This is a genomic window from Nonomuraea sp. SBT364, assembly GCF_001083785.1.
Classification (GTDB): Bacteria; Actinomycetota; Actinomycetes; order Streptosporangiales; family Streptosporangiaceae; genus Nonomuraea.
Window position 1 is genome coordinate 26,773 of record NZ_LAVL01000091.1, and the last position, 6,507, is coordinate 33,279.

The 6,507-nt window shown below is 73.4% G+C and carries 6 protein-coding genes; 5 read left to right on the top strand and 1 reads right to left on the bottom strand.

The genetic code is table 11. The annotated features are described in order from the left end of the window. Positions 1-38: 38 nt before the first annotated feature. Positions 39-947 (bottom strand): LysR family transcriptional regulator, encoded by a 909-nt coding sequence (locus ADY59_RS30925; RefSeq protein WP_049569447.1) that lies wholly within the window; start codon positions 945-947, stop codon positions 39-41. 85 nt (positions 948-1,032) lie between these two features. Between ADY59_RS30925 and ADY59_RS30930 the strand changes: the two genes are divergently transcribed. The 5 genes from ADY59_RS30930 to ADY59_RS30950 form a co-directional block, all read left to right on the top strand. Beyond that, positions 1,033-1,896, top strand: a complete 864-nt coding sequence (locus ADY59_RS30930) for an FAD binding domain-containing protein (RefSeq protein WP_049569449.1) — start codon at positions 1,033-1,035, stop codon at positions 1,894-1,896. A 1-nt stretch (position 1,897) separates the two neighbouring features. Further along, positions 1,898-2,359 (top strand): (2Fe-2S)-binding protein, encoded by a 462-nt coding sequence (locus tag ADY59_RS30935; protein ID WP_049569451.1) that lies wholly within the window; start codon positions 1,898-1,900, stop codon positions 2,357-2,359. Between the two features lie 11 nt (positions 2,360-2,370). Further along, on the top strand, positions 2,371-4,704 hold the full coding sequence (locus ADY59_RS30940; protein WP_231618977.1) for an aerobic carbon-monoxide dehydrogenase large subunit: 2,334 nt from the start codon (positions 2,371-2,373) through the stop codon (positions 4,702-4,704). Beyond that, a complete protein-coding gene (locus ADY59_RS30945) occupies positions 4,701-5,477 on the top strand; it encodes an XdhC family protein (RefSeq protein ID WP_053175297.1) in 777 nt (258 codons plus the stop codon). The genes ADY59_RS30940 and ADY59_RS30945 overlap by 4 nt, the downstream gene beginning before the upstream one ends. 106 nt (positions 5,478-5,583) lie before the next feature. After that, a partial coding sequence (locus ADY59_RS30950) for a serine/threonine-protein kinase (protein WP_049569454.1) occupies positions 5,584-6,507 on the top strand: 924 nt, incomplete at its 3' end.

Below are 6,507 nucleotides of genomic sequence, written 5' to 3' on the forward strand. Positions count from 1 at the left end.
ACGCCCACTGACGCCCACTGACGCCCGCCGCGGACCGGTCAGCTCCAGATGGACACGTGGACCGGCGGCCGGAACCGGCTGCGGGGGATGCCGTCGGCCGGGGCGCGCATGACCTGGGTGGCCGCCGGGGTGGTGAGGAAGTCCAGGAAGGCCCCCGCCGCGGCGGACCGGCTGCCCGGCTCCAGGGCGGTGGCGTACCAGTAGGCGGCCAGCGGCGTGGCCGGGGTCTCGACGGCGACCAGGTCGCCGCGCCGTAACCGCCCGGCGACGAGGTGCGCGGTGGCGGGGGCGAGCCCGGCGCCGTCGGCGGCGGCCTTCCAGGCGGCCGTCTGGTTGGCGAACACGCGCACCTGCGACTCCGGGACCCGCAGGAGCCGCAGCAGCCGGCCGCTGTCACCGGCCGGGTCGGTGCCGGACGGGCCGACGAGCCAGTGGTCGCGGCGCCCGCGCGGTGAGCCGACGGCGATCAGGCGGCAGCGCAGCACCGGCTTGCTGACCAGGCCGGGCCCGCTCACCTGGGCGCCGAGGGCGACGTCGGCGAGGCGGGCGGCCAGCAGTGGCGGCATCTCGGCCGTGGCCGCCACGCCACCGGCGGCGTCCACGGCCTTGCGCTGGTTGAACAGGCACAGGAGCGGTCCGGCGACGTGTTCGGCGAACGTGCCGTCCATCACCACGCGGAGCGGGGCGGTCCGGCCGGGCTGGACGGCGGCGACCGCCTCGGCGCCGAGGGCGACGATCTGGGAGGCGATGCCGAGCAGCCGCCCGCCGGCCTCGGTGAGCACCATGCGAGAGCCGGAGCGGGTGACGAGGGGGTCGCCGAGATGCCTGCGGAGCTGGGCGAGCGACTGGGAGACGGCGGGTTCGCTCACGCCGAGCGCGCGGGCGGCGGCCTTGACCGAACCCAGGCGGGCCACGTAGACGAAGGCGCCGAGCTGGCTCAGAGTCACTTCTCCTTCATAGATCGCCGCCCCGCATTAAGGAATCCCTTATTTGCGGATTGTCGCGACAATTCGGTGCCAGCACTGTGCACTCATGCAGGTTCCCGCGACATTCGCGTACGAGCGAGCCGACAGCGTTCCGCACGCGCTCGAGCTTCTGGAAAGGTACGGCCCGGAGGCCCGGGTCGTCGCCGGCGGCCACAGTCTCATCCCCATGATGAAGCTGCGCCTGGCCCAGCCCGAGGCGCTCATCGACATCAACGGCCTGGCCGCTGAGCTGGGGCGGATCGCCGTCGAGGGCGACGAGCTGGCCATCGGGGCGATGGTGCGGCACGCGGAGTTACTGGAGAGCGCGACCGCCACCGGCCTTTTCCCGATATTTCAGGATGCGGAGCGCGTTATCGCTGACCCAATTGTGCGAAATCGGGGGACCGTTGGAGGTTCGTTGTGCCAAGGGGACCCTTCTGAGGATTTGTCGGCGGTGTTCGCGGCATTGCGCGCGACCGCGGTCGTCCAAGGGCCGGGCGGCACCCGTACGGTGCCGATCAGGCGGTTCCACCAGGGACCGTACGAGACCGCCGTCGCGCCGAACGAGCTGCTGATCGAGCTCCGGGTGCCCGTCGTGCCCGGCGCCGGCAGCGCGTACGAGAAGGTCGAGCGGCGGGTCGGCGACTGGCCGGTGGCGGCGGCGGGGGCGGTGCTCAGGGTCGAGGGCGGCGTGATCGCCCAGGCGGGGATCGGGCTCACGGCGGTCGGGGCCGGGCACTTCTGCGCCCCCGAGGCCGAGGCGCACCTCGTCGGACGGCCGCCCGGCGAGGAGGCGTTCGCCCGGGCGGGCCGGATCGCCGCCGAGCACTGCGAGCCGCACGCCGACCAGCGCGGCCCCGCCGACTACAAACGCCACTTGGCCGCCGAGCTGACGCGGCGCGCGCTGGCCGGCGCCGCGGGGAGGATCTGACATGCGGATCACGGTCACGGTGAACGGGCAGCCGCACACCCGGGACGTGGAGCCCCGGCTGCTGCTCGTCCACTTCCTGCGCGACGAGCTGGGCCTGACGGGCACGCACTGGGGCTGCGACACGTCGAACTGCGGCGTGTGCACGGTGCATCTCGACGGGGTGCCGGTCAAGTCGTGCACGGTGCTCGCGGTCATGGCCGACGGGCACGAGGTGACGACGGTCGAGGGGCTGGAGCGCGACGGCGAGCTGGACGTGGTCCAGCGGGGGTTCGTGGAGTGTCACGGGCTCCAGTGCGGCTTCTGCACGCCGGGGATGCTGCTGACGGCGCGGTGGCTGCTGGACCGGCGGCCGGATCCGGACGAGGCCGAGATCCGGGAGGCGATCTCCGGGCAGCTCTGCCGATGCACCGGTTACGAGAACATCGTCCGTTCCATCCGGTGGGCCGCGGAGGCGCAGTCATGAGTTTCGGCCGCATGCATCGCAAAGAGGACGCCCGGTTCATCCGGGGGCGGGGCACGTACGTGGACGACGTGCGGCTGCCCGGCATGCTGCACGGCGCGGTGCTGCGCAGCCCGCACGCGCACGCGCGGATCGTCTCCGTGGACGTCTCGGCCGCCGAGGCGCACCCCAAGGTGCGCGCGGTGATCACCGGGCAGACGCTGGCCGGGCTGAACCTGGCCTGGATGCCGACGCTGTCGAACGACGTGCAGGCCGTGCTGGCCACCGACAAAGTGCGCTTCCAGGGGCAGGAGGTCGCGTTCGTGGTGGCGGAGGACCGCTACGCGGCGCGCGACGCGCTGGAGCTGATCGAGGTCGAGTACGAGCCGCTGGACGCCGTCGTCGACGCGCGCACGGCGCTCGCCCCCGGCGCGCCGCTCATCCGGGACGACCTGGAGGGCAAGGCGGACAACCACATCTTCGACTGGGAGGCGGGTGACCGGGACCGCACCGCGGCGATCTTCGAGGAGGCCGAGGTCACGGTCGCGCAGGACATGCTCTACCCGCGGGTGCATCCGGCGCCGCTGGAGACGTGCGGCGCGGTCGCCGACTTCGACAAGGTCACCGGCAAGCTCACGGTGTGGTGCCCGACGCAGGCGCCGCACGCGCACCGGACGCTGTACGCGATGGTGGCGGGGCTGCCGGAGCACAAGATCCGGGTGATCTCGCCGGACATCGGTGGTGGTTTCGGCGGAAAAGTCGGGATCTATCCGGGGTACGTGTGCGCGATCGTCGGCTCGATCGTCACCGGCAGGCCCGTCAAGTGGATGGAGGACCGCTCCGAGAACCTGATGAGCACCGCCTTCGCCCGCGACTACCACATGCGCGGCGAGGTGGCGGCGACCCGTGACGGCAGGGTGCGGGCGATCAGGGTCAAGGTGCTCGCCGACCACGGCGCGTTCAACGGCACCGCGCAGCCGACCAAGTTCCCCGCCGGGTTCTTCCACGTCTTCACCGGCTCCTACGACCTGGAGTCGGCCCACTGCGAGGTCAGCGGCGTCTACACGAACAAGGCGCCCGGCGGCGTCGCGTACGCCTGCTCCTTCCGCGTCACCGAGGCCGTCTACCTGGTCGAGCGGATGATGGACGTGCTCGCGGCCGAGCTCGGCGTGGACCCGGCGGAGCTGCGCATGCGCAACCTGCTGCGGCCCGACCAGTTCCCGTACACCTCGCCGACCGGCTGGGAGTACGACTCGGGCGACTACCCCAAGGCGCTGCGCCTGGCCATGGACATGGCCGGGTACGACAAGCTCCGCGCCGAACAGGCCGGCAAGCGGGCCAGGGGCGAGCTGATGGGGATCGGCGTCAGCTTCTTCACCGAGGCGGTCGGCGCGGGGCCGCGCAAGCACATGGACATCCTCGGCCTCGGCATGGCCGACGGCGCCGAACTGCGCGTGCACCCGACGGGCAAGGCGGTGCTGCGCGTCTCCTGCCAGTCGCAGGGGCAGGGGCACGAGACGACGTTCGCCCAGATCGTCGGGCACGAGCTGGGCATCCCGGCCGACGACGTGGAGGTGGTGCACGGCGACACCGACCAGACGCCGTTCGGGCTCGGCACGTACGGGTCGCGCTCCACGCCCGTCTCCGGGGCGGCCGCCGCGATCGTCGCCCGCAAGGTGCGCGACCGGGCCAAGCTGGTGGCGGCCGCGATGCTGGAGGCGTCGCCCGACGACCTGGAGTGGGGCGACGGCAGGTGGTCGGTGGTGGGCGACCCGTCGAGCGGCAGGTCGCTGGCCGAGATCGCGCTGGCCGCCCATTCGAACCTGGAGCTGCCCGAGGGCGTCGAGGGCCACCTGGACGCCGTCACCGTCTACAATCCGCCGAACCTGACCTACCCGTTCGGCGCCTACATCTGCGCCGTCGACGTCGACCCCGGCACCGGGCAGGTCAAGGTGCGCCGGTTCGTCGCCGTGGACGACTGCGGGGTGCGGATCAACCCGACGATCGTCGAAGGGCAGATCCACGGCGGGCTCGCCGACGGGATCGGGATGGCGCTCATGCAGGTGATGGCCTTCGACGAGGACGGCAACCATCTGGGGGCCTCGTTCATGGACTACCTGCTGCCGACGTCGATGGAGTGCCCGTCGTGGGAGCTCGGCGAGACCGTCAGCCCGTCGCCGTTCCACCCGATCGGGGCCAAGGGCGTGGGCGAGTCGGCCACCGTCGGCTCCCCCGCCGCCGTGGTCAACGCCGTCGTGGACGCGCTCGCCCCGTACGGGGTCCGGCACGCGGACATGCCGCTGACGCCGGCGAACGTGTGGCGGACCGTCAACGGCGACCCGTTCCGCACGGATCTGGCGATCCCGTGAGCGCGTTCCTCGGCATGCCGCTCCCCCGCCCCGGCGGCCCGGTTGCGGTGGCCGACCTGGACGCGCGCGCCGCGCAACTGCGCTCCGGGCGGGAGCCGTACGTGCTCGCCACCGTGGTGCGGGCGCGGCGGCCCGCCAGCGCCAGGGCGGGCGACCGGGCGCTGGTGCTGCCGGACGGGACCGTCGAGGGGTTCGTCGGCGGCCACTGCGCCCTGGACACGGTCCGCGCGCAGAGCCTGCGGCTGCTGGAGCTCCGCCGGGACGGCCGGGCGACGCTGCTGCGCATCACGCCCGAGGCGGACGAGCCGCGCGAGGAGGAGGGCCTGGTCGCCGTCGGCCAGCCGTGCCTGTCCGGGGGCACGCTGGAGATCTTCCTGGAGGCGGTGCTGCCGCCGGTGCTCGTCCACGTGTACGGCGACGGTCCCATCGCCCGGTCGTTCGCGGCGGTCGGGCGGGCGATCGGCTACCAGGTGGAGGCCGCCGCCGGCGCGTGGACGCCGATCGCCCCCGACACGGCCGCCGTGCTGGTGGCCTCGCACGGGGTGTCGGAGGAGCCGGTGCTGCGCGCCGCCCTGGCCGCCGCCGTGCCGTACGTGGGCCTGATCGCCAGCCGCCGGCGCGGCGCGGCGGTGCTGGCGGCGGTGGACGGCGGCGGGCGGGTGCACGTGCCCGTCGGGCTGGACCTCGGCGCGCGCACCCCCGGTGAAGTGGCGGTTTCCGTGTACGCGCAGATCATCGAGCTGGGGGTGCCGGGCCCGTCCGGGAGCCGGTGATGCCGAGGCCGCAACGCCGCCACCGAGGGGTCGCTTCCTCCGTTAGAGTCTGGGGTGGAAATGGTCAGTTGGTCGGCAGGTTGACGACGGCGAGAGGACAGCGACGTTGGGGCAGCAGGGTCGCTCCGGCAATCCGCTGACGCCGGAAGATCCCCCGGCGATCGGCCCGTACGAGCTGGTCAGCCGGCTCGGCTCGGGCGGCATGGGCACCGTCTACCTGGCCAGGGGCGGCGACGGCCAGCAGGTGGCGCTCAAGGCGATCCGCCGCGACTTCACCGCCGACGCGGTCTACCGGGCGCGCTTCCACGAGGAGGTGTCCAACGCCCGCAAGGTCGCCTCGTTCTGCACCGCCCGCGTGCTCGACCACGGCGAGCACGACGGCGTCCTCTACCTCGTCACCGAATACATCGACGGCGTCTCGCTGGAGGACCACCTCATCGAGCACGGCAGCCTGTCGTCGTCGATGCTGCACTCGGCCGCCGTCGGCGTCGCGGCCGCGCTGACCGCGATCCACGCGGCCGGGCTGGTGCACCGCGACCTCAAGCCGGCCAACGTCATGCTGACGCTGGCGGGGCCGCGCGTCATCGACTTCGGCCTGGCCCGCTCGACGCACGTGGGATCCCGGCACACCAACGCCGGCATGGTGATGGGCACACCCGGCTGGATCGCGCCCGAGCAGGTCTTCGAGGGCCGCACCAGCCCGGCGGGAGACGTGTTCGCGTGGGGGTCGCTGATCGCCTACGCGGGGCTCGGCGGGCATCCGTTCGGCGAGGGCGACGCGTACGTCATGGCCGCCCGCGCCCGCACCGCGCCGCCGGACCTGCGCGGCCTGCCCGCGCCGCTCGACCGGCTGGTCGCCGCGGCCATCCACCCCGACCCGGCGCGCCGGCCCACGGCCAAGCAGCTCCTGCTGGAGCTGGTGAGCGCGACCGACGAGCCTGCGGCGCCGCTCGCCGCCACCCGCCACCTCACCGACTCGTGGAACCCCGCGGAGTTCCCCCCGCTGGCCACCGGCTCCCACCGCCCGCAC

Bases quoted from the DNA above. Each gene is read 5' to 3' on its own strand.
- ADY59_RS30935 (WP_049569451.1), top strand. From the start codon at position 1,898: ATGCGGATCACGGTCACGGTGAACGGGCAGCCGCACACCCGGGACGTG.
- ADY59_RS30940 (WP_231618977.1), top strand. From the start codon at position 2,371: ATGCATCGCAAAGAGGACGCCCGGTTCATCCGGGGGCGGGGCACGTAC.
- ADY59_RS30930 (WP_049569449.1), top strand. From the start codon at position 1,033: ATGCAGGTTCCCGCGACATTCGCGTACGAGCGAGCCGACAGCGTTCCG.